At 69.8% G+C, this 21,179-nt stretch carries 21 protein-coding genes; 14 read left to right on the plus strand and 7 right to left on the minus strand.

The features are described from left to right. The first annotated feature begins 930 nt into the window (after positions 1-930). The 3 genes from OHT52_RS17770 to OHT52_RS17780 all read left to right on the plus strand — a co-directional run bounded on the left by OHT52_RS17770 (position 931) and on the right by OHT52_RS17780 (position 4,967). A complete protein-coding gene (locus OHT52_RS17770) occupies positions 931-2,943 on the plus strand; it encodes a serine/threonine-protein kinase (protein ID WP_328721197.1) in 2,013 nt (670 codons plus the stop codon). A gap of 72 nt (positions 2,944-3,015) precedes the next feature. Then, complete coding sequence (mqnC, locus tag OHT52_RS17775) at positions 3,016-4,215, plus strand: cyclic dehypoxanthinyl futalosine synthase (protein ID WP_328721198.1); 1,200 nt, start codon at positions 3,016-3,018, stop codon at positions 4,213-4,215. Between the two features lie 83 nt (positions 4,216-4,298). Continuing rightward, positions 4,299-4,967 carry an amidohydrolase family protein gene (locus tag OHT52_RS17780; RefSeq protein WP_328721199.1) on the plus strand — a complete coding sequence of 223 codons (669 nt, stop codon included), beginning with the start codon at positions 4,299-4,301 and terminating at the stop codon, positions 4,965-4,967. Between the two features lie 55 nt (positions 4,968-5,022). Here OHT52_RS17780 and OHT52_RS17785 read toward each other — a convergent pair whose 3' ends face one another. Continuing rightward, positions 5,023-5,883, minus strand: a complete 861-nt coding sequence (locus OHT52_RS17785; protein WP_328721200.1) for a hypothetical protein — start codon at positions 5,881-5,883, stop codon at positions 5,023-5,025. Positions 5,884-5,901: 18 nt separating this feature from the next. Then, positions 5,902-6,393: a SigE family RNA polymerase sigma factor gene (locus OHT52_RS17790; protein WP_328721201.1), complete on the minus strand. Its 492-nt coding sequence runs from the start codon at positions 6,391-6,393 to the stop codon at positions 5,902-5,904. Positions 6,394-6,617: 224 nt separating this feature from the next. On the opposite strand from OHT52_RS17790, the gene OHT52_RS17795 reads away from it, so the two are divergent. Next, complete coding sequence (locus tag OHT52_RS17795; RefSeq protein WP_328721202.1) at positions 6,618-7,310, plus strand: demethylmenaquinone methyltransferase; 693 nt, start codon at positions 6,618-6,620, stop codon at positions 7,308-7,310. Between the two features lie 64 nt (positions 7,311-7,374). Here OHT52_RS17795 and OHT52_RS17800 read toward each other — a convergent pair whose 3' ends face one another. Then, positions 7,375-7,899, minus strand: a complete 525-nt coding sequence (locus OHT52_RS17800; RefSeq protein WP_328721203.1) for a GNAT family N-acetyltransferase — start codon at positions 7,897-7,899, stop codon at positions 7,375-7,377. 97 nt (positions 7,900-7,996) lie between these two features. On the opposite strand from OHT52_RS17800, the gene OHT52_RS17805 reads away from it, so the two are divergent. The 3 genes from OHT52_RS17805 (at position 7,997) to OHT52_RS17815 (ending at position 10,868) form a co-directional block, all read left to right on the plus strand. Then, on the plus strand, positions 7,997-9,280 hold the full coding sequence (locus OHT52_RS17805; RefSeq protein ID WP_327176274.1) for a geranylgeranyl reductase family protein: 1,284 nt from the start codon (positions 7,997-7,999) through the stop codon (positions 9,278-9,280). A gap of 194 nt (positions 9,281-9,474) precedes the next feature. Continuing rightward, positions 9,475-10,074 carry a dihydrofolate reductase family protein gene (locus OHT52_RS17810; RefSeq protein ID WP_328721204.1) on the plus strand — a complete coding sequence of 200 codons (600 nt, stop codon included), beginning with the start codon at positions 9,475-9,477 and terminating at the stop codon, positions 10,072-10,074. 98 nt (positions 10,075-10,172) lie between these two features. Continuing rightward, on the plus strand, positions 10,173-10,868 hold the full coding sequence (locus tag OHT52_RS17815; RefSeq protein ID WP_328721205.1) for an NUDIX hydrolase: 696 nt from the start codon (positions 10,173-10,175) through the stop codon (positions 10,866-10,868). On the opposite strand, the gene OHT52_RS17820 is transcribed toward OHT52_RS17815, so the two are convergent. The 3 genes from OHT52_RS17820 to OHT52_RS17830 form a co-directional block, all read right to left on the minus strand. After that, positions 10,837-11,307 carry a hypothetical protein gene (locus tag OHT52_RS17820; protein ID WP_328721206.1) on the minus strand — a complete coding sequence of 157 codons (471 nt, stop codon included), beginning with the start codon at positions 11,305-11,307 and terminating at the stop codon, positions 10,837-10,839. The two genes, OHT52_RS17815 and OHT52_RS17820, sit on opposite strands and share 32 nt — an antisense overlap. A gap of 250 nt (positions 11,308-11,557) precedes the next feature. Next, positions 11,558-11,758, minus strand: a complete 201-nt coding sequence (locus OHT52_RS17825; protein WP_328721207.1) for a DUF397 domain-containing protein — start codon at positions 11,756-11,758, stop codon at positions 11,558-11,560. Between the two features lie 11 nt (positions 11,759-11,769). Next, positions 11,770-12,624, minus strand: a complete 855-nt coding sequence (locus tag OHT52_RS17830; protein WP_328721208.1) for a helix-turn-helix domain-containing protein — start codon at positions 12,622-12,624, stop codon at positions 11,770-11,772. A 252-nt stretch (positions 12,625-12,876) separates the two neighbouring features. Here OHT52_RS17830 and OHT52_RS17835 point away from each other — a divergent pair, with 252 nt between their 5' ends. The 3 genes from OHT52_RS17835 (at position 12,877) to OHT52_RS17845 (ending at position 16,025) form a co-directional block, all read left to right on the plus strand. After that, positions 12,877-13,371, plus strand: a complete 495-nt coding sequence (locus OHT52_RS17835) for an ATP-binding protein (RefSeq protein ID WP_328721209.1) — start codon at positions 12,877-12,879, stop codon at positions 13,369-13,371. A 207-nt stretch (positions 13,372-13,578) separates the two neighbouring features. Next, positions 13,579-14,511, plus strand: a complete 933-nt coding sequence (locus OHT52_RS17840; protein WP_328721210.1) for an alpha/beta fold hydrolase — start codon at positions 13,579-13,581, stop codon at positions 14,509-14,511. 296 nt (positions 14,512-14,807) lie between these two features. After that, positions 14,808-16,025, plus strand: coding sequence for a lipase family alpha/beta hydrolase (locus OHT52_RS17845; RefSeq protein WP_328721211.1), 1,218 nt, complete (start codon positions 14,808-14,810; stop codon positions 16,023-16,025). 230 nt (positions 16,026-16,255) lie between these two features. Here OHT52_RS17845 and OHT52_RS17850 read toward each other — a convergent pair whose 3' ends face one another. Beyond that, positions 16,256-17,119 carry a C40 family peptidase gene (locus OHT52_RS17850; protein WP_328721212.1) on the minus strand — a complete coding sequence of 288 codons (864 nt, stop codon included), beginning with the start codon at positions 17,117-17,119 and terminating at the stop codon, positions 16,256-16,258. 1,016 nt (positions 17,120-18,135) lie between these two features. Here OHT52_RS17850 and OHT52_RS17855 point away from each other — a divergent pair. From OHT52_RS17855 to OHT52_RS17870, 4 genes are all read left to right on the plus strand, one after another. After that, on the plus strand, positions 18,136-18,495 hold the full coding sequence (locus OHT52_RS17855; RefSeq protein WP_266705409.1) for an NADH-quinone oxidoreductase subunit A: 360 nt from the start codon (positions 18,136-18,138) through the stop codon (positions 18,493-18,495). A 15-nt stretch (positions 18,496-18,510) separates the two neighbouring features. Beyond that, positions 18,511-19,065 (plus strand): NuoB/complex I 20 kDa subunit family protein, encoded by a 555-nt coding sequence (locus OHT52_RS17860; protein ID WP_014154689.1) that lies wholly within the window; start codon positions 18,511-18,513, stop codon positions 19,063-19,065. A gap of 68 nt (positions 19,066-19,133) precedes the next feature. Beyond that, complete coding sequence (locus tag OHT52_RS17865; RefSeq protein WP_328723787.1) at positions 19,134-19,850, plus strand: NADH-quinone oxidoreductase subunit C; 717 nt, start codon at positions 19,134-19,136, stop codon at positions 19,848-19,850. Further along, positions 19,850-21,172 carry an NADH-quinone oxidoreductase subunit D gene (locus OHT52_RS17870; protein WP_328721213.1) on the plus strand — a complete coding sequence of 441 codons (1,323 nt, stop codon included), beginning with the start codon at positions 19,850-19,852 and terminating at the stop codon, positions 21,170-21,172. The genes OHT52_RS17865 and OHT52_RS17870 overlap by 1 nt, the downstream gene beginning before the upstream one ends. Positions 21,173-21,179 lie beyond the last annotated feature (7 nt).

Consider the following 21,179-nt stretch of genomic DNA (forward strand, 5'->3'; position numbering starts at 1 on the left):
TTCGAGGCGCTCGGCCGCTCGGAAGACGCGCATCCCCGCACCCAGGACGACCCGAGACCGGACACGGGTCACCGTGCGGACCCGAGGCTGACGTGGTCAACCGGGCGGTCGCGGGGTGGTGCGGTCGCGCCGAGGGATGTCCCCCGGTGCGCCGGACCGGCGGGCGGTACCGGGAGTCCCGGCGCACCCGCGCGACCCGGGTCCTCAGGGTGCCCGTTCGCCGGCGATCCGTTCCTCCCCCTTCGCGCTTTTCGCGCTCTCCTCGCCCTTCCTCTCGCTTCCCGCCTTTCGCGCCGTTTGGCGGTTTTCCTCCGGATAGTTCGTCACCCGGACGCTGTCCTTTCGTCCGGCGTGGGGCGGGCCGGGTGAAAGGGGATCAAGGCTGCGTGATGGCGTGATGGCGCGGCAGCTCCTAAGGAATCGTGGGTCTCCCGTGCGGTAGCCCCTCCGGAGTCCCGTCAGCAATAGCCGGGCGGCGGATCTTTTGGTGTGCGCACCAACGAAGGAGCTTCCCTCCTGACGGCGTTATCCGACGGACATCCCTGATTCCTCCTCCCTTAATTCTCCTGACCGATCTCCTTGTCGATCTCTGGTCCCACGTCCTCGCGCACCCCGTTTCCCGCCCTTTTCTTTCCGATCGTTCTTTCTCCACCGGTTGGCGTCCGGGTGGTTCTCCCTATCCTGTCCACCGCGTTGCACATGGGGGCTTTCCTCGGTGTCGCAGGCCGGAAGCTCCGGGGCGGCGGGCGGCCGACTTGTCGGCGGGCGGAGGAGCGGTGAATTCGGAATGCCTCATTCCGCTCGTCGTCCTCGCCCGGGGAGCGGCGTCCTTTCCGCCGGAGGGGAATCGGTGAACCGTTTCCTGTGACCGTGTGACGGGCAGCCCTTACGCTTCGAGCGAGGTCCAGTCGCTTCACAGGGGGAGTCGTCATGCAGCCGCTGGAAGCCGGCGAACCGCGCACCATCGGCGCCTACCGGTTGCTCGGCAGACTCGGCGCGGGCGGCATGGGGCGGGTCTATCTGGGGCGTAGCGCGGGTGGCCGCACGGTCGCGGTGAAGGTGGTGCACCCGCACTTCGCCCTCGACGAGCAGTTCCGGGCCCGGTTCCGGCGCGAGGTGGACTCCGCCCGGCGGGTGGGGGCCCGTTGGACCGCTCCGGTCCTGGACGCCGACCCCGACGCGCCAGTGCCATGGGTGGCGACCGGATACGTGGCGGGGCCGTCCCTCGCACAGGCGGTGACCCGCCACGGCGCACTGCCCGAACGCGCGGTGCGGACGCTGGGAGGCGGTCTCGCAGAGGCGTTGGGCGCCGTGCACGAGCAGGGCATCATCCACCGTGACGTGAAGCCTTCCAACGTCCTCCTCTCCCTGGACGGGCCGAGGCTCATCGACTTCGGTATCGCCCGGGCCCTCGGCGCCACGGTCTCGCTCACCTCCACCGGGGTCTCCGTGGGTTCGCCGGGCTACATGGCGCCCGAACAGATCCGGGGCGCCGACATCTCCGGAGCGGCCGACGTGTTCTCGCTCGGCGCGGTCCTCGCGTACGCCGCCACCGGCTCCGCACCCTTTCCCGGCGATTCCTCCGCCGTGCTCCTGTACAAGGTGGTCCACGAGGAACCCGAACTCGGCGATCTCAGGGGCGAACTGAGGGATCTCATCGCCGCGTGCCTCGCGAAGGACCCGGCTGCCCGCCCCTCCCCGCCCGACATCGCCCGCGCTCTCGCCCCCGCCGGTGCGGGCGCGTTGGTGTCGGATGGCTGGCTTCCCGCCGCGCTGGTGCACGAGGTGAGCAGGGACGCCGTGGCGCTGCTCGACCTCGAACCCCAGGAGGGCCCGGTGCTGTCGGGCCCCGTCCCCTTCAGCAGCGCCTCGCTCGACGCCCGCCCCGCCGACGCGCGGGGGGCTGAGGACCGTACGGCGGTGCCCGCCGAAGGAGGCGCCGGGAGCACAGGCGGTACCGGGGGCACGGGCGGTACCGGGGGCACGGAGGGCACCGATGGCACGGGCGGCACCGGTGGCGAAGACGCGGGGCCCCAGGCATCCGGAGCCCCGTACTCCGGCGCCGCCCTCGGCGTCTTCGGCCCGCCGATTCCGTTGCCCGCCGTCGACGGGGCGGACAGTGCCGCGGGCTCGCAGGCCGCTCACCATCCGGCGAACGATCCGCGTCTCTCCCCGTCGGACTCGCCCTTCTCCCCGCCCGGGCGGCGGTTCTCCGTCGCGGTGAGCGCCGACAGGCTCCCGGAGCACCGGCCCGGGGCCCGCCCCGGCCGGAGGGTCAGCTGCACCGTCGCGCTGGCCGTCGCCGGTGCGCTGGCCGTGGTGGCCCTGACGTCGGGCATGCTCGGCGACCTGCTGCCCTGGGGCGGTGACACCCGCAAGCACTCCGACACGGCAGCCTCCCCGCCCTCCGGCTCCCCGGACCCGGGGTCCTCCTCCGCTTCTTCCACCCCGTCCGAGGGCTCTTCCGCCGGCTCCGGTACGCCGTCGGGCGACACCACCTCCGCGCCCGCCCCCGGTGACGGCGACCCCGGGGACGACGGCGGGAGCGGCGGCGGGACCGACGACAAGATCACCGCCCTGCCCGCGTCGTTCGTGGGTACCTGGTCCGGCCCGACCGTCGAACGCTCCGGCGTCTCCCACGGCACCCTCACCGCCGTCTTCACCGAGGGGAAGACGGGGCAGGACGTCGTGCGGATGACCCAGTCGATCAGCTACCTCGGTTCGCAGATCTCCTGTTCCAGCATCGGCACGCTCTCCTCCGGCACCGAGAAGGTGCTGAAGATCCACGAGCGCTCGGTCGCCGACAGCTCCGCGAGCCTGTTCTGCACGGGGTCCGACGCGGAACTGACGTTCACCCTGAACGAGGACGGAACCCTCGCCTACCGGTCGTACGAAGAGGCCGCCGGACTTCCCACCGGCACGCTGACCCGGTCCGGCCGCTGAACGCGGCAAAGGCTGGCGTAGGCTGATTCGGTCCGTGGATCCGTCGAAACACCGCCGAAAGGTGACAGCCCGGTGACCGAGAAGGCCGACCTTCAGCCCATCCTCGACCGCGCCGCCGAAGGCGGGCGGATCTCTGCGGAGGAGGCGCTCGACCTGTACCGGTCGGCCCCGCTGCACGCGCTCGGAGCAGCGGCCGACGCCGTGCGCCGTCGCCGTTACGCGGGTACGGAGCACATCGCGACGTACATCATCGAGCGCAACATCAACTACACCAATGTGTGCGTCACGGCGTGCAAGTTCTGCGCCTTCTACGCCGCGCCGAAGGACACCGCCAAGGGCTGGTCCCGCGACCTCGACGACATCCTGCGCCGCTGCGCGGAGACCGTCGAGCTGGGCGGCACCCAGATCATGTTCCAGGGCGGACACCACCCCGACTACGGCGTGGAGTACTACGAGGAGCACTTCTCCGCCATCAAGAAGGCGTTCCCGCAGCTGGTGATCCACTCGCTGGGTGCTTCCGAGATCGAGCACATGGCCCGTATCTCCAAGGTGTCCGCGGAAGAGGCGATCCAGCGCATCCACGCCGCCGGTCTCGACTCCTTCGCCGGTGCCGGTGCCGAACTCCTGCCGGCCCGCCCGCGCAAGGCCATCGCTCCGCTGAAGGAGTCCGGTGAGCGCTGGCTGGAGATCATGGAGATCGCGCACAACCTCGGTGTCGAGTCCACCTCCACCATGCTGATGGGCACCGGCGAGACCAACGCCGAGCGTATCGAGCACCTCCGCATGATCCGAGACGTGCAGGACCGTACGGGAGGCTTCCGCGCCTTCATCCCGTACACCTACCAGCCGGAGAACAACCACCTGAAGGGCCGCACGCACGCGACACTCTTCGAGTACCTCCGCATGATCGCCATCGCGCGCCTCTTCCTGGACAACGTCGCGCACATCCAGGGCTCCTGGCTGACCACCGGCAAGGAGGTCGGCCAGCTGTCGCTGCACTACGGCGCTGACGACCTCGGCTCGATCATGCTGGAGGAGAACGTCGTCTCCTCCGCGGGCGCCAAGCACCGCTCCAACCGCCTGGAGATCATCGACCTGATCCGCAAGGCGGGGCGGGTGCCCGCACAGCGCGCCACGACCTACGAGCACCTGGTCGTCCACGAGGACCCGGCGCTGGACCCGGTCGACGACCGTGTCGTCTCGCACATCTCCTCCACCGCCATCGAAGGCGGCACCGCTCACCCCGAGCTGAAGCTCCTCAACGCCAACTGAAGCGGTTCGAAAGTCCCGCCTGTCCGGCATTTCGTCCTCCTTCCGTCTCTTCCCGCCCGGGGTTCCGGGCCAGGTGACTCCTCGTGCTGACGATCCACGCCGCCGATCTGCTGCTGCCCGGCCCCGGGCGGCAGCAGATCGCCGGTGGTGCGGTGCTCGTCAGGGACGGATCGGTCGTCGCCGTGGGCCCGTACGAGGAACTGGCCGCCGGGAATCCGACGGCCCGAGTGCGCCGCTGGCCCGGGATGCTGACGCCGGGGCTCGTCCAGCCACACGGCTCGGCGCTGCTGGAACGGGCCTACCACCCCGACCCGCGCGAGTCGGACGCCCTCGGCACCGAACCCCTGACCGGCGCGGCGCTGACGGCCCTGGACATGGGCGACAGCCGGAGGGGTGCGAGCGCGCGACGCGGAGTGCAGCGGATGCTCGCCCACGGCACCGTTGCCGTGGTGGGCCCGTTCGGACGGCCTGCGGTGGCGGACGCGGTGCAGCGGTCGGGGATGCGAATTCTGGGCCGGGCCCCGGCCGAGGGGGCCGCGGAGGAGGCGACCGGCGCACGGGCCTCGGTCGATCCCCTCGCGTGGCGTCGTACGGCAGCCGAGATGTTCGCAAGTCCGGCGCTCGACACCGGGAACCGCCCCGCGGACTTCGCCGTGTTCGACGCCCCCGACGCCGAGACTCTCCTCGGGACGGGCGCGGCCTGTTGCGTCGTCACCGTCCTCGGGGGACGGATGGTCTACCGGCGACGTTGAGACGGAACCGAGCTGAGGCCGGGCGCCCCTGCCCCGGTCTCCTCCCGCATCAGCGTCACATCCCCTCCATCGGGTGCTGGACCGCGTACCGCACCCAAAAGGTCAGCCGGCCGTCCCGCGCGATCTGGCGCAGCTTCTCGGCCGTGACGGGCGAGGACTTCCCGTGCTCGTCGTCCGGTGCCACGGAGAGGTCGACCAGGTTGTCCTGGTAGGTGAAGCTGATCCGCACGCCCGTGGTGTCCTCGGAGTTGACCGGGGCGGTCCTCGCGGTGCCCCATATGCCGCCTCGCATCAGGAACTTGTAGCAGGTGATGTGCTTCGCGGGGACGTCCTCGCACTTCTGTTCACCGGTCTTCTCCCCGTCCACGGGGCGGACCGAGAAGGTGAGAGGGAAGGCGAACCCCTCCTCCGTCTTGAGCTGGTACTGGCTGACGCGCAGGTCGACCGGGTGCACCTCGCCGATGGCGTAGAGCATGTCGTTGAGATCCTTGGTGGCCCCCTGCTGGAACTCCACTTGAATCTTGCGTTCGGCGGCGGGCAGATCCGCCATGGAGAACTCGCCGGGCGAGGGCTCCACATGCACCGGCTCGCGGAGCCGGCCGTCGACGTGCTCGGCGTCCGCAAGGATGTCCGGATCGACGGTGAAGGGAAGCTCCGAGTCCGAGTCCGAGCCCGTCACGGCGGGCGTGGCTCCGCCGTCCGGCCAGGGGGACGTCGAGGCGAGGATGCCGAGGGCCATCACCGCCGTCACCCCCGCGCCCAGGGCCACCTGGCGGCGGGCACGGCGTCTGCGGCCCCGGACGACGGCACCGGCGACCAGGTCGCCCGGCAGCGGCGCCCGGCCCGTGGCCTCCTCCATGACGGACCTCAGCAGATCGGTCATCTCCCGCTCGACGTCCGTGGGATCGGTCAGCATGGTCTTCCACCTCTTCTTTCAGGCCTGGACGGTGTAGGTGCGGGCGTCGCCGAGCTGCTCGCGCAACCGGGCGAGAGAACGGGAGCACTGGCTCTTGACGGTGGACTCGCTGCACCGCATCAGGGAGGCGACGGTCTCGACGCTCAGGTCCTCCCAGTAGCGCAGGACGACCATCGCCCGTGCACGGGGCGGTAGTTCGGCCAGTGCGGACAGGAGGGTGACCGTCAGGTCGGGGCTGATGTCGGCGGTTGGCGGAGCCACTGGGGTGTGTGCGAGGAGGTCACGGATGCGCCGTCTTCGCTCGGCGAGATAGGTGCGCGTCAACACCGTGCGGGCGTAGGCGTGCGGCGAGTCGGCCGCACCCACCCGGCGCCAGTGCTGGAAGAGCTTGGCCAGCGTCGTCTGCGTGAGGTCCCGTGCGGTCTCCGCGTCTCCGCAGAGGAGATAGGCGGTCCTGTACAGCCGGCGTTGGTTCGCGCGGGCGAACTCCTCGAAGCTCCTGGCACTCATGGGGCCGCCCGACTCCCGGCCCGGTCCTGTGTCCATCTGTCCCCCGTCCTGCTTCCGGGACGGCCTGTCCGTCCAGTCCGTCCTTTCTCCCTTCTCTGAGCACCCCCGCCACCGAAAGGTTGAGAGGGAAGTGGAAAGCCGTCACGGGCGCCTCGTACCGGCCCGGCGCGCCACCCCGGGTGGCCCCCGCGAACCCTGTCGGTACGGGCTGCTTGAATGGGTGGGTGACCCGAGCATCCCTGGAAAAGCAGCCGCACGAAGTCGCTTCGATGTTCGACGACGTGGCGCGAAGGTACGACCTGACCAACGACGTGCTCTCCCTCGGACAGGCCCGGCTCTGGCGCAAGGAGGTCGCCAAGGCGGTCGACGCGCGCCCGGGTCAGAAGATCCTGGACCTGGCCGCCGGTACGGCCACCTCCTCGCAGCCCTTCGCGCAGGCCGGCGCCTACGTCGTGCCCTGCGACTTCTCGATCGGCATGCTGAAGGTGGGCAAGGAGCGGCACCCCTGGATGCCGTTCACGGCGGGCGACGGGACGAAGCTCCCCTTCAAGGACGAGACCTTCGACGCCGTCACCATCTCCTTCGGGCTCCGCAACATCCAGGACACCGATGCCGCGCTGAGCGAGCTGTACCGGGTCACCAAGCCCGGAGGCCGGGTCGTGATCTGCGAGTTCTCGCAGCCCACCTGGACGCCGTTCCGCACGGTGTACCTGGAATACCTGATGAAGGCGCTGCCGCCCCTCGCCATCGCGGTGAGCAGCAACCCGGACGCCTACGTCTACCTCGCGGAGTCCATCCGCGCCTGGCCGGACCAGGCCGGACTCGCGACCCTGCTCCAGAAGGCCGGCTGGTCGGGCGTCGCCTGGCGCAACCTCACCGGCGGTGTGGTCGCGCTGCACCGGGGCGTACGCGCCTGACCGCCGGATCCGCAGCCGCGCACCTCTGCCCCCGAAATCCGGTCGGGGGCAGAGACGCCTGCCGTCAGCCCAGCTCCAGTCGGTAGCAGAGCGCCGTGCGCGGGATTCCGGTGGTGATCTCGTACGACTCGGCGAGGCGCATCCCCAGCCGCTCGGCCACCGCGGCCGACCGCCGGTTGCGCGAGTCGATCACCGCCACGACCTCGCCGACGCCCGCGGCCCGTACCCGTTCCAGAGTGGTGCGGGCGGCGGCGGTGGCGTACCCGTGACCCCAGGCGGCGCGTCCCAGCCGCCAGCCGATCTCGATCTCTCCGACCGGCCCGAACGTGGCGTGCGGCCACGGCTGCGCGCCCGTGAAGCCCAGCACCGCGCCCGCCTCGTCGGTCAGCGTCCAGAGACAGAAGCCGAGTTCGGCGTCGTGCCGGCGCTGGCGCGCGGTCAACTCCTCGTACACCGAGAACTCCGCGCTCCGACCGCCGAAGAACTCCATCACCTCCGGGTCGTCGAAGGTCCGGTACCAGCTCAGGGCGTCCTCGTCGGTGGGAACCCGCAGACGTACCGTCGGGTGGGGGGAAGGCGCGATCGTCATCGGGGAGCCCTTCGGTAAGTTGATCTGCCGGTCCCCATAGACTGCATGGGACCGGTGCCCCGCGGCACGCGATTTCGAGTCTTCGGGAGATCCGACCGTGACCGAGCCCCTCTCCGAACACAGCGCGGACGTGATCGTCGTCGGAGCGGGCCCAGCCGGCTCCACGACCGCGTACTACCTCGCCAAGGCCGGGCTCGACGTCCTGCTGCTGGAGAAGACGGCGTTCCCCCGGGAGAAGGTCTGCGGCGACGGTCTCACCCCCCGCGCGACCAAGCAGCTGGTCTCCATGGGCATCGACATCTCCGAAGAGGCCGGCTGGTCCCGGAACAAGGGCCTCCGCATCATCGGCGGCGGCGTCCGCCTCCAGCTCGACTGGCCCGACCTCGCCTCGTACCCGGACTACGGCCTCGTCCGCAAGCGCGACGACTTCGACGAGCAGCTCGCCCGGCAGGCCCAGAAGGCGGGCGCGCGGCTGTACGAGCGCGCCAACGTCGGCGCCCCGATCATCGACGAGCGCACCGGCCGCATCACCGGCGTCAACGCCAAGCTCGGCGAGGAGAAGACCCCGGTCACCTTCCACGCCCCGCTCGTCGTCGCCGCCGACGGCAACTCCACCCGGCTCTCCCTCGCCATGGGCCTGCACCGCCGCGAGGACCGCCCGATGGGCGTCGCGGTCCGTACGTACTTCACCTCGCCCCGCCACGACGACGACTACCTGGAGTCCTGGCTCGAACTCTGGGACCGGCGCGGCCCGCAGGACCGCCTGCTGCCCGGGTACGGCTGGATCTTCGGCATGGGCGACGGTACGTCCAACGTCGGCCTCGGCATCCTCAACTCCTCCTCCGCCTTCCGCGAGCTGGACTGGCGCGAGGTCCTCAAGGCCTGGTGCGCCTCGATGCCGGCGGACTGGGGCTACACCCCGGAGAACATGACGACGCCCATCCGCGGCGCCGCCCTCCCGATGGCCTTCAACCGCCAGCCGCACTACACCAAGGGCCTGCTGCTCGTCGGCGACGCGGGCGGCCTCGTCAACCCGTTCAACGGCGAGGGCATCGCCTACGCCATGGAGTCCGGCCAGATCGCCGCCGACGTCATCGTGCAGGCCACCGCCCGCGCGACCCCGGCCCAGCGCGAACTGGCCCTGCACAACTACCCGAAGATCCTCAAGGACACCTACGGCGGCTACTACACGCTGGGCCGTGCGTTCGTGAAGATCATCGGCAACCCGAAGATCATGAAGATCGCCACCCAGCGCGGCCTCACCCACCCGCTCCTGATGAAGTTCACCCTGAAGATGCTGGCCAACCTCACCGACCCGACCGGCGGCGACGCGATGGACCGCATCATCAACGGACTGTCGAAGGTGGCCCCGAAGGCCTGAGGCGGGGGGACCGGGCGCGGATGCGTGCCCGGTCCCGTACCTCCGGTTCGGTGCCTCCGGCGCCGCGCGACCGGACGTCGCCGAAGTTCCGGATTCGCCGCCGCGTCCGGCGTGCCGCGATGAGTTTTCGCCGGGCCGGCTGTCTTCCTTACGTACACAACGAGTGGGACGACGGAAGACCAGGGAGCGAGCCCGTGCGCATCGTCATCAGTGAGTTCATGAGCCTCGACGGCGTCGTGCAGGCACCGGGCGGCCCGGAGGAGGACAGGGACGGCGGGTTCGCGCACGGCGGCTGGTCGCACCCGTTCTTCGACCCGGAGGTCGTGGGCGGGACCTTCGACGAGGTACTCGCCAAGGCGGAGGCGCTGCTGTTCGGGCGCCGTACCTGGCAGACGATGGCCGGGGCGTGGCCGGACCGGGCGGGGGACCCGTTCGCCGACCGGATGAACGCCATCCCGAAGTACGTCGTCTCGAAGACGCTGGTCGACCAGGACCTGTCGTGGGCCAACACCACGCTGATCCCCGGCGGCGAGGCCACCGACCGCATCCGCGCCCTGCGCGGGACCGAGGGCGGCGACCTGGCGGTCATGGGCAGCCCCACCCTTGCGCGGACCCTCCTGAGGGAGGGCCTGGCCGACGAGTTGCGGTTGATGGTGATGCCGGTACTGCTCGGTGGCGGTAAGACGATCTTCCCGACGGACGGTGGCCTGCGCACCCTGGAGCTGGTGTCGACGGTTACCAGCGCAGCCGGGGTGAACGTGTGCACCTACCGGCCGGCCGATGCGAAAGCCTGATCGACCCGGCGGTGTCCGGGCGAACTTCTGGGCGAGCGCGGAACCCTCGGCCGGGTAATGCCTTGCGCGCTCTCCGAACCCCGAACACCATCGGGTCCATGAGAGCGGACGTGCGGTACGACGACGATGCCCTGGTGCTCACGAGCGATCCGACGGAGGTCGGCCTCTACCACCTGCCCCGTGCCGGAGAACCGACGGACGAGAGCCGCCGCCGGGCCCTCACCTTCGCGGAGGCGCTGCATGCGCGCATCCGGCCGGTCGGCACGGCGGAGCAGGTGCTCCGCGACTGGGCGGTCAGCGGCCCGAAGAGCGGCGCGGCCCGGTGGAAGGACCCGACGACCTCCGTGCCCAAGCGCGTACGGGCCGGTGCGATAGTCATCCGCGACGGACAGATCCTGCTCATCCAACAGTCCGACCGCCGTTACACCTGGTACGAGATCCCCGGCGGCGGCGTGGAGGCGGGGGAGACCCTGCACGAGGCGGTGCTGCGGGAGTTGCGGGAGGAGACCGCGCTCGCCGGGAGCGTCGACCGGGAGGTGGCCCGGGTGTGGAAGGAGGAGACCCGGCAGCACTACTTCCTCGTACACGCCGAGGGCGAGACCGGCGCCGAGGACCAACTCGACAACTACGGGGGCCGGCCCGTGTGGATGCCGGTGGCCGGACTGCCCGGCACGGCGCTCTGGCCGAGGCGTCTGAGTTGGCGCATCGCCCACTGGCAGCATGTCGGGTGGCCCGCATCGCCGATCGAACTCGCTGACAGCGTCAAGGATTTGGGGAAACCCTGCACGTGGTAGGCACGGCGTGCCGAGGCTCGGCGGCGGGTCCGGAGACCTGGGAGCCTCCGGGGCCGCCGTGCGCGCCGCACTCCGCGTGCGACAGCAGTACGTACGTCAGGGGGCGCACGTTCCACTCCAGGTGGCGGCCCTTGCGGAGCCGGAGCACGAACCCGCAGGGATCGCCCCGGTACAGCGCGCCGAGGACGGGAATCCAGCTGCCGTGATCCGCCCAGCGGCGGGCCTTCACGGCTTCGTGCGGAGGCAGACCGAGGAAGTGGCTCGCGCGGAGCTGGCTGCGGATGACGCGGACGGCGTCGTGCGGGGTGGGCAGGATGCGGAGGTCCAGGGGTTCGGGTACGAAACCGTTCGCGGGCCCGTAGCGGAGCACCTCGAACCGTAAGCCGCTCCGCCGTCGTGCCTCGGCGGGCTCGGGTGTCGTCCGGAGTGAGTTGGGCATGGTGGACCGTCCGATCGCAGTGTGGGGCAGGGGCGCCCATGTGTCCGCATGGCTGCGGACAGGGCGCGTCACGCCGGTTCGGGGTGCGGTCGAGCGGTGTGGCCGACCGACCTCAACGACTTAGGGTGACGGTAGCCTGACTCCCGAATGCGGTGCAAGGGTGTTCCGGAGCACTGTTGTCGTAGACACGCGCGAGAGCCCCCTGCCGGACGGCTGGGGGCTCTCGCGCGGTACTGGGGCAGAAAGTGTCCTACAGGGCGAAGTGGTCGAACTCGCCTGCCTTGACGCCCTTGATGAACGCGGCGAACTTCGCGGGGGTCGTCACTGTCACGATGCTCGGATCGTCGCTCTCGCGCATCAGGATCTGGCCGGCCTCTTCAGCGATCTCGACGCACTGTTCGCCGCCGCCTCCGGAGAAGGACGACTTCTGCCACTCGATCTCAGTGTTCATGCTTCGGATTCTCACATGTCCCGGGCGATGTGGTGAATGAAGCTTCGCGACTCCTCCGGCGGCAGGCTTACTTCTCGCGCGAAGTCGAGCTGCATCCGGTATCTGCGCAGGTCTGCCGCAGCATCCAGATGGACGCCGCCGAAAGGGGCGTCGACGTGCACGGTGTCCAGCTCGGGCACGATGCCGCCGACGTACAGAACGGTCTGGGTGACCTCCACGAACCGGTCGCTGGCGAAAGGGATCACCCGTATCGTCACGGCGTCCAACTCGGCCGATTTGAGCAGGTGCTCCAGTTGCTCGCGCGCTACCGTCCGGCCGCCCACGCGCATGCGGAGGCTGGCCTCGTGGACGATGGCCTCGAATCGCGGAGGACTCTCGCGATGGAGGACCGACTGTCTGCGCATGCGATGCTCCACGCGCGCCTCCACCTCTTCGGCGGGTAGCTTCGGCAGCACTCCGTCGAAGAGGGCGCGCGCGTACTCCGGGGTTTGGAGAAGACCTGGCAGGGTGACCGACTGGAGACACCGCATGTGGCGCGCGTGGTGCTCCAGTTCGGAGACGTCCAGGAAGCCTGGCGCGAGTACGCCGCGGTATTCGTCCCACCAGAATTGTCCGCGGTGCTCCAGTGAAATGGCGCAGAGGGCATCGATCAACGCCCGGTCGTCGCAGCCGTAGAAGATGGCGAGACGTCGGATTCGTGCCTCGCCGATGCCGCTGCGACCCGCTTCGATGTGGCTGATGCGAGCTTGGTCGGTGGAGATCAGTCCGGCAGCTTCGCGGGCGGTCTTTCCCGCGCTCTCGCGCAACTTTCTCAACTCCGCACCCAGGCGGGCCTGGCGGGCGGTCGGGTTGTCTCTCGGTGGCATGTCACCTTCCCTGTTCTGCCCCACAGTCTGGCGCGGTCGTGGCGTGATGGTCCACCCGACCGTGTGAAAGACGGGGGGCAACCTTGTTCCGGTGCCTAGTTGCACCCTATGGTCCTCCGCATGTGCCAGTCGAGCGTCGTCGAGGCCTGAGCTGTCTCGCCTGCAAACCGGTCAGCCGCACCATGGTTCGGCTGAAGCGGTCGGAGCCGGGGCGTGCGCACTGGAGACCGGATCGCGTAGGGAGAACTCGTCATGACCGTCGTAGCAACCCCGCCCCCGTCCGCCCCGCCCGAGGGGTCGCCGCTGCCCCGACGCGGCGACCGCTACCGGGTGGTGGCGCCCAACAACGCCCACGCCGCGAAGCTGGCGCGGGACTTCGTGGCCACACTCCTACGGGTGACCGGGCACCCAGGACTGGTTGACGACGCCCGGTTGTGCGTGAGCGAGGTGGTGGGCAACGTGTACTGCCACACGCGGTCGAGGCTGATCCGGGTGGACGTGGCGATCGCCCCCCAACGGGTCACCGTCCACGTGACGGACGACCAGCCGGAGCCGCTGCCCCTCACCGTTCCGGGGCCCGGCGCGGAGAGCGGCCGTGGACTGCTGATCGTGGACCGACTGTCCCTGCGCTGGGGGGCCACCGTGCAGGGACGGGGGAGACGGCAGACGAAGACGGTCTGGTTCGTGCTGGTGGGGCCGGAACCGGAACTCCAGGCATCACCTCGACGGGGCGAGCGAGAGCTGTAGTCGAGGCCGCGACGAAGCGATCGCCCGCCGCCTGCCCGGCCCGCCCGGCCTGCCCGCCCTGGGGATATCCCCACCCCGCTCACTGGCCCCAGCGGCACCGCCGATCGGCGTGCCAACCGGATGGTCCCGGGGCGGGCGCGCTCGGAGGATGGAACGTGACCGATCGGCTTCGATCGTGCTCCGTTTCCAGGCACCCGAGGATCACCCATGTCACGCATGCTCCCGCTCTCCCGACGTACCCGCCGTGCGCTGTCCGCAGTCGCTCTGCTGGCAGTCACCGGCGGGATCGTCACCGCCTGCGGAGAGGAGGATTCCGCCGCCCCGAAGGCGGCCCCGCCGAAGTCTTCGGCATCGGCATCGGCATCGGCTCCGGCGGGGGCGTCGAAGCTGCACATGATCGACAGCGACGGTCACCAGGTCGCGTTCCACGTCACCACCGGCCACGGCCCCACCATCGTCCTGGACGCGGGAGGCGGGGAGGACTCCTCGTACTGGAACGACATCGTCCCCCGGCTCCACGCGGACACCGGTGCGACGGTCATCACGTACGACCGGGCCGGTCTCGGTCAGAGCGAGGCGGTACCGGGGGCCTGGGACGTGGAGGCCGCCGTCAGCGACCTCAGGACGGGGCTCACCGCGCTGGGTGTCACCAAGGACGTGATCCTGGTGTCCCACTCCCAGGCCGGCGAGGTCGCGACCTACTTCGCCGAGGAGAACCCGAAGGAGGTCTCCGCCTCCGTGCTCGTGGACGCCAATCTGCCGCCGTTCTTCACGGACCAGGAGATCGCCCGGCTCGTGGCCGCGACCCAGCCGGAACTGGACGCGGCGAAGAAGGACCCCAGCGCCCCCGCGAACCGTCAACTGATCGCGACCGCCGAGAACTTCACCCCGGCCCACCAGGCGTACAACAAGATGTCCTGGCCGGACAGCGTCCCCGTGGACGTCATCGTCTCGGAGAAGACCCCCTTCGACGGATCGCCCGAGGACGCCCAGCGCTGGCGCGACGCCGCCGCCTCGTTCGTCCGGCAGGCGCCGAACCGGACGCTCGTCACCGCGACCGGCAGTTCGCACGACGTACCGAAGGACCGGCCCGACTTCGTGGTGGAGCAGATCGAGAAGACGGTGTCCGCGCGCGGCTGACCGCGACGCCGCCGGTTGCTGGACGTACGGAGCGGGCCCGGCGGCACGGCGGCGGCTACGGATACGGGTACAGGTACGGGCTTCCCCCGGGGGTGCGCCCGGGCCGGCCGGAGGGCCCGCGCGGGCCGGTAAACCTGGACGTCCCGCTTCCCCTATAGGGATGAACCGGGACGCATCCTCTCGCCCAGGTGTTCCGGGCCTGCTCATGATGAGCCCTGTCTCGGTGACGTCCCTCAGTTCCCGTGCCCGCTGTTCCGGCGGGTCGCTGGGGCGTGCGCAGACGGAGGAGCATCACATTGTCCGGTCAGCAGGCTGAGCAGGGCGTCGGCGAGTTCGCGGTCGGCGGGACGGCCCACGCCAAGGCGACGAGCGCGAACCCGGCGCCCCGGCCCGACGAGGAGTGGGAACTCCCGAACGGCTTCGCCCACGTCTTCTACGGCGAGAACCACGACGGCATCCGTAGGCCGGTCCTGCTGGCCGACGGCTTCAACCTCGGCCCGTCCGACCTGGAGAAGCTCTTCCAGGGCCTGGACGACGGCGGCGACTACGCCCTCCTCACGGAGATCCGCCGGTCCGGCCGGGACGTCGTCCTCATCGGCTACGACGAGCGCAGCGCCTCGATCCTGGACAACGCCAAGACCGTCACCGCAGCCATCCAGCGCACCATCGCGGAGCGGCAGGGGAACGCCCCCCTGACCGTGGGCGGCTTCAGCATGGGCGGGATCATCGCCCGGTACGTCCTCGCCAAGCTGGAGGGCCAGGGCATCGACCACCAGACGGCGCTGTACCTCTCGTACGACACTCCGCACCGGGGCGCCGTCATCCCCATCGGCCTCCAGGCCTTCTCCTACTTCATCCCCCTGGCCAACAAGTTCGCCCGGCAGATGGACAGCCCGGCCGCCCGCGAGATGCTGTGGCGCCACTACGACCGTGAGACGGAGACCGTCGGCGTCGCCCCCGAGCGCGAGAAGTTCCTCGCCGAGCTCCGCTCGGTCGGATTCTGGCCGCAGCGCCCCCGCCTGATCGCGGTGGCCAACGGGCGCGGCGACGGCCGCGGGCCGGCCGTCAACCCCGGTCAGGTCGCACTCGCCAGCATCGGCGAGCTGATCTATCCCGGCACCGTCTTCTACACCCAGTCCGAGGGCCACGAGGTCGTCGTCGCCGAACTGAAGCGGCTCTTCCCCGCCGCCGAGAAGACCATCACCACCAGTGGCTTCCCGGAGCTCGACGGTGCGCCCGGCGGCACGCTCGACTCGTACGGCATCCTCGCGGAGATGCTGGAGAAGTCCGGCGCCGAGATCGAACTGAACCACGCCGACATCTGCTTCGTCCCGACCGTGAGCGCCGTCGCCATCCGCGACGTCGACCAGCCGGACGACCTCTACGCCAACGTCCACGGGCTGCCGCCGGAGGAGAGCGACCTCGACGAGTTCCTCTGCTCGTCCGAGACCACCGGGCACACCCGGATCACCGGGGAGCTCGGAGGCTGGCTCCTGGAGCGGCTGCCGGACTGATCCCGCCCCCCGGTCGGGCCCACCCCCCCCCGCACGCACCGAGGGCCGCCCCTCCCGAGCGGGGAGGGGCGGCCCTCGGCCGCGCGCCACGGGGAACCGTGAGCTTGTGAATCAGTGAACGCACTCGGTGCGGCCGGCCCGTGAAGGCGCCCGCCCGGAGCTGTCCGCGTGCGCGCCGGCAGACCGGGTGTGCAGCGGATCAGGTGTGCAGCGGATCAGGTGTGCCGGGATCAGAGAACCCGGACCGCGCCCGTCGGCTGGTCGTAGGAGAGGTCACGCTGGACCGTGCCGGTGCTGGAGTTCTGCGCGCCGACGAACTGGCCGTCGCCCACGTAGATCGCCACGTGGTACGCGCTGCCCGCGCCGCCCCAGTAGAGGATGTCGCCGGGCTGGAGGTTGCTCAGCGAGACCTGCGTACCGGCCACCGACTGGTCCTGCGAGACGCGCGGCAGGCTGACGCCGACCGAGGCGTACGCGGCCTGGACGAGGCCCGAGCAGTCCCACGAGTTCGGGCCGGTGCCGCCGGAGACGTACGCGTCGCCGATCTGCGCCTTGGCGAAGGCGACCACCGCGGCGGCGGAGCCGGAGACGCTCGACGAGGACGACGAGGACGAGGATGACGACGAGGTGGCGGCGGTGGTCGTCGCGGTGGCGGAGGAGCCGGAGTAAGCGCTGAGCGTGGTGCGCGCGGAGCTGCGGGAGGCGCGCTCGGCGGCCTCCGCCTTCTCCTTGGCCTCCGCCTTCGCGGCTGCTTCGGCCTTCTTCTCGGCTTCGGCCTTGCGGACGGCCTCGGCCTTGGCCTTGGCGGCGGCCTTCGAGGCGCTCTCGGCCGCCGCGTCCTCGGACGCACGCGTTTCGAGGTCGAGGGCGACCTGCTGCGTGGCCTGCACGGAGGCGGCGACGGTGGTGGAGAGCCCGGCCGTGAGGGTGGGCATCTCGATGGTCTGGGTCACCGGCTCGGCCTGCGCGGGGCCGGCTGCGCCTGCGACCGCGATGGTGCTGAGCACGCCACCGGCAACTCCGGCCCGCAGCGTCGTCCTGGACGAACGCTGACGGGGCTTCCGGTGGCTGGGTATGTGAACGGTGTGGGACATGGGTACTAGCGCTATCAGGGCCGTAGGGGTCCCATCAAGAAACGTGTGTTGCGACACAGTTACGTCCGGAATATGAGAATCCGCTTCTGTGGAACCTTCATTGACGACGTAACGGACGAAATGGACATGGGTTCATAACGCCGTGATCACGGGGTTTCGGCAATACGCCCGAATTGCCCGTCACTTACCATCCGTTCACGTCGATGGCCAAGCCCACTTGATTCTCATCGGGTTCGAGGTGACGCAGGTCACCGTGTGCGCCGCCTGTGAAGGGCAACCGCGCGCGGGCGGGCTGCGTAGGCGCCCCGCCCGTCCGACGCGCGCCCGGTGCCTGGCGCGCACTCTTCGGCCGGCGGGTGTCGCGCGCCCTTCGACCGGCGGGTCGTGCATCCGGTCGGGCGCCCGGCCGGGCATCCGCCAAGCGTCCGGCCGCTCCTCTCCGTACGCCCTCCGGAGGTGCCGCGCGGACGGCCCGACGGTCACCCCGGGGCTCGTGCCTCCGTTCACAGAGTCGCCCGACCCCTCGCGCGGCCGGTAGTCCGGGCGGTCGTCGGCCGCCCTGCCCGACGTCTCTCCGTGCCCCGTGTGCCCGGAAGTTCGCCATTCCGCCGCGATGTCCACATCGTTCCGCGCAATCGCTCGTCCGGGTGGCATCGAATCCGGCGAATCCCTATATCACCCCTGTCCGTCCATCTCCAATTTGCGCGCAGGGGTCATCGGTTGATAGTGCGCCAGGGCGTTGACCAGCGGTAACGCCTTCGAATGTCACCACTCGTGATCACTTGGCCCCTTCTCGTGCGAACATCTCCGCTCATCCGACTTCATGATCGTTCGTCAGGTGGTGGAGATCACAAAGGCGTTGGTGTACCCCGTGTCGCAGATCACAGGATGGCGGGCATAGTATGCGGGGCAGTCGGGCTTGTGAACTGCCTCACATGTGCACGATCTTGGTGAGGCGGGGAGCCGGTCGCCCGATGCGGTCCAACGGTCAAGGACGACTGGAAGGAGCGAGGAGCGTGAATGCCTACGCGCCCATCCTCGTGCTCGGCGCCCTCGGGGCAGGGTTTGCGATCTTCTCCGTGGTCATGGCCACGCTTATCGGCCCCAAGCGCTACAACCGGGCAAAGCTCGAAGCGTACGAGTGCGGTATCGAACCCACTCCGACTCCCGCCGGAGGCGGTCGCTTCCCCATCAAGTACTACCTGACGGCGATGCTCTTCATCGTCTTCGACATCGAGATCGTCTTCCTCTATCCCTGGGCCGTCACCTTCGACGCCCTGGGGATGTTCGGGCTCGTGGAGATGCTGCTCTTCGTGCTCACCGTCTTCGTCGCCTACGCGTACGTGTGGCGGCGCGGCGGCCTGGAATGGGACTGAGGGGCTGAGGGGCACATGGGACTCGAAGAGAAACTGCCAAGTGGCTTCGTACTGACCACTGTCGAGCAGGCCGCCGGATGGGTACGGAAGTCTTCGGTCTTCCCCGCCACCTTCGGCCTCGCCTGTTGCGCCATCGAGATGATGACGACCGGAGCCGGGCGGTACGACCTCGCCCGCTTCGGGATGGAGGTCTTCCGCGGATCGCCGCGCCAGGCGGACCTGATGATCGTCGCCGGGCGGGTCAGTCAGAAGATGGCGCCCGTGCTGCGGCAGGTCTACGACCAGATGCCGAGCCCCAAGTGGGTCATTTCCATGGGGGTTTGTGCATCGTCGGGCGGTATGTTCAACAATTACGCCATTGTTCAGGGTGTTGACCACATTGTCCCCGTCGATATCTATTTGCCGGGGTGCCCGCCGCGTCCCGAGATGCTGATCGACGCCATCCTCAAACTCCACCAGAAGATCCAGGGCTCCAAGCTCGGGGTCAACGCGGAGGAAGCCGCCCGCGAGGCGGAGGAGGCGGCGCTCAAGGCGCTCCCCCTGATCGAGATGAAGGGGCTCCTCCGGTGAGCGACAACCCCAGCGGCGGCAACGGCGCCGCCGCCGACGGCAAGAACGGCGCCAACGGCCAGAACGGCGTGAGCGGCCAGAGCAACGCTGACGGCAGCGCGCTCCCCGCCCCCCGCAGTGACGGCGGCGAGGTCATCCGGGTGCGGAAGGGGATGTTCGGCGCCGACAACGGCGGCGACACCTCCGGTTACGGCGGGCTCGTCCGGACGGTGCGGCTGCCGCACGCGAGCCCCCGCCCGTACGGCGGCTGGTTCGACGAGGTGGCCGACGAGCTCGAAGGCGCTCTGGACGAGCAGGGGCTCGTCCCCGAGAACGCCATCGAGCGGACCGTGGTCGACCGGGGCGAGCTGACCTTCCACATCGCGCGCGAGCACCTGGTGACCGTGGCCCGCACCCTGCGCGACGACCCGGCGCTCCGCTTCGAGCTCTGCACCGGCGTCAGCGGGGTCCACTTCCTCGACGACAAGGGCCGCGAGCTGCACGCCGTGTACCACCTGCGGTCCCTCACCCACGGCCGGCTGATCCGGCTGGAGGTGTCCGCGCCCGACAGCGACCCCCACGTCCCGTCGCTGGTCGCGGTCTACCCGACCAACGACTGGCACGAGCGCGAGGCGTACGACTTCTTCGGGCTCGTCTTCGACGGGCACCCCGCGCTCACCCGGATCATGATGCCGGACGACTGGCAGGGCTTCCCGCAGCGCAAGGACTATCCGCTCGGCGGCATCGCCGTCGAGTACAAGGGCGCCCAGATCCCGGCTCCGGACCAGCGGAGGTCGTACTCCTGATGACCACTTCCCACGCAACGCCCCGCGACACGACCGAGGGGACTGTATATACAGTCACCGGCGGCGACTGGGACGAGGTCGTCGAGGCGGCCGTGAAGTCCGACGACGAACGCATCATCGTCAACATGGGGCCCCAGCACCCGTCCACGCACGGCGTGCTGCGGCTGATCCTGGAGATCGACGGCGAGACCGTCACCGAAGCCCGCTGCGGCATCGGCTACCTCCACACCGGCATCGAGAAGAACCTCGAATTCCGGAACTGGACCCAGGGCACCACGTTCGTCACGCGCATGGACTACCTGACGCCGTTCTTCAACGAGACGGCGTACTGCCTCGCCGTCGAGAAGCTCCTCGGCATCGAGGACCAGATCCCCGACCGTGCGACCGTGCTCCGGGTCCTGCTGATGGAGCTGAACCGGATCTCCTCGCACCTCGTGTGCATCGCCACCGGCGGCATGGAGCTCGGCTCCACCACGATCATGATCTACGGCTTCCGCGACCGTGAGCTGATCCTGGACCTCTTCGAGCTGATCACCGGACTCCGGATGAACCACGCGTTCGTCCGCCCCGGCGGCCTCGCCCAGGACCTGCCGCCCGGTGCGATCGACCAGATCCGCTCCTTCGTCACCACCATGAAGCGGAACCTGCCGGAGTACGACAAGCTCGCCACCGGTAACCCGATCTTCAAGGCGCGCATGGAGGACGTCGGCTACCTCGACCTCACCGGCTGCGTCGCACTCGGCGCCACCGGTCCGGTGCTCCGGTCCGCCGGCCTCCCGCACGACCTGCGCAAGACCGACCCGTACTGCGGCTACGAGACGTACGACTTCGACGTACCGACGGCCGACACCTGCGACTCCTACGGCCGCTTCCTCATCCGCCTGGAAGAGATGCGCCAGTCGCTGCGGATCGTCGAGCAGTGCCTGGACCGGCTGGCACCCGGACCGGTCATGGTCGCCGACAAGAAGATCGCCTGGCCCGCGCAGCTCGCGCTCGGACCGGACGGACTCGGCAACTCGCTCGAACACATCAAGAAGATCATGGGCACCTCCATGGAGGCCCTGATCCACCACTTCAAGCTGGTGACCGAGGGGTTCCGGGTCCCCGCCGGACAGGCGTACGTCGCCGTCGAATCGCCCAAGGGCGAACTCGGCGTGCACGTCGTCTCCGACGGCGGCACCCGCCCCTACCGGGTCCACTTCCGGGACCCGTCCTTCACCAACCTCCAGGCCATGGCGGCGATGTGCGAGGGCGGCCAGGTCGCCGACGTCATCGTCGCCGTCGCGTCCATCGACCCCGTGATGGGAGGCGTCGACCGGTGACCGCGAA

The sequence above is a fragment of the Streptomyces sp. NBC_00247 genome, assembly GCF_036188265.1.
Taxonomy (GTDB): domain Bacteria; phylum Actinomycetota; class Actinomycetes; order Streptomycetales; family Streptomycetaceae; genus Streptomyces.

Bases quoted from the DNA above. Each gene is read 5' to 3' on its own strand.
- OHT52_RS17770 (WP_328721197.1), top strand. From the start codon at position 931: ATGCAGCCGCTGGAAGCCGGCGAACCGCGCACCATCGGCGCCTACCGG.
- OHT52_RS17785 (WP_328721200.1), bottom strand. From the start codon at position 5,883: ATGCTGACCGATCCCACGGACGTCGAGCGGGAGATGACCGATCTGCTG.
- OHT52_RS17790 (WP_328721201.1), bottom strand. From the start codon at position 6,393: ATGAGTGCCAGGAGCTTCGAGGAGTTCGCCCGCGCGAACCAACGCCGG.
- OHT52_RS17800 (WP_328721203.1), bottom strand. From the start codon at position 7,899: ATGACGATCGCGCCTTCCCCCCACCCGACGGTACGTCTGCGGGTTCCC.
- OHT52_RS17815 (WP_328721205.1), top strand. From the start codon at position 10,173: ATGAGAGCGGACGTGCGGTACGACGACGATGCCCTGGTGCTCACGAGC.
- OHT52_RS17820 (WP_328721206.1), bottom strand. From the start codon at position 11,307: ATGCCCAACTCACTCCGGACGACACCCGAGCCCGCCGAGGCACGACGG.
- OHT52_RS17825 (WP_328721207.1), bottom strand. From the start codon at position 11,758: ATGAACACTGAGATCGAGTGGCAGAAGTCGTCCTTCTCCGGAGGCGGC.
- OHT52_RS17830 (WP_328721208.1), bottom strand. From the start codon at position 12,624: ATGCCACCGAGAGACAACCCGACCGCCCGCCAGGCCCGCCTGGGTGCG.
- OHT52_RS17835 (WP_328721209.1), top strand. From the start codon at position 12,877: ATGACCGTCGTAGCAACCCCGCCCCCGTCCGCCCCGCCCGAGGGGTCG.
- OHT52_RS17840 (WP_328721210.1), top strand. From the start codon at position 13,579: ATGTCACGCATGCTCCCGCTCTCCCGACGTACCCGCCGTGCGCTGTCC.
- OHT52_RS17850 (WP_328721212.1), bottom strand. From the start codon at position 17,119: ATGTCCCACACCGTTCACATACCCAGCCACCGGAAGCCCCGTCAGCGT.
- OHT52_RS17860 (WP_014154689.1), top strand. From the start codon at position 18,511: ATGGGACTCGAAGAGAAACTGCCAAGTGGCTTCGTACTGACCACTGTC.
- OHT52_RS17870 (WP_328721213.1), top strand. From the start codon at position 19,850: ATGACCACTTCCCACGCAACGCCCCGCGACACGACCGAGGGGACTGTA.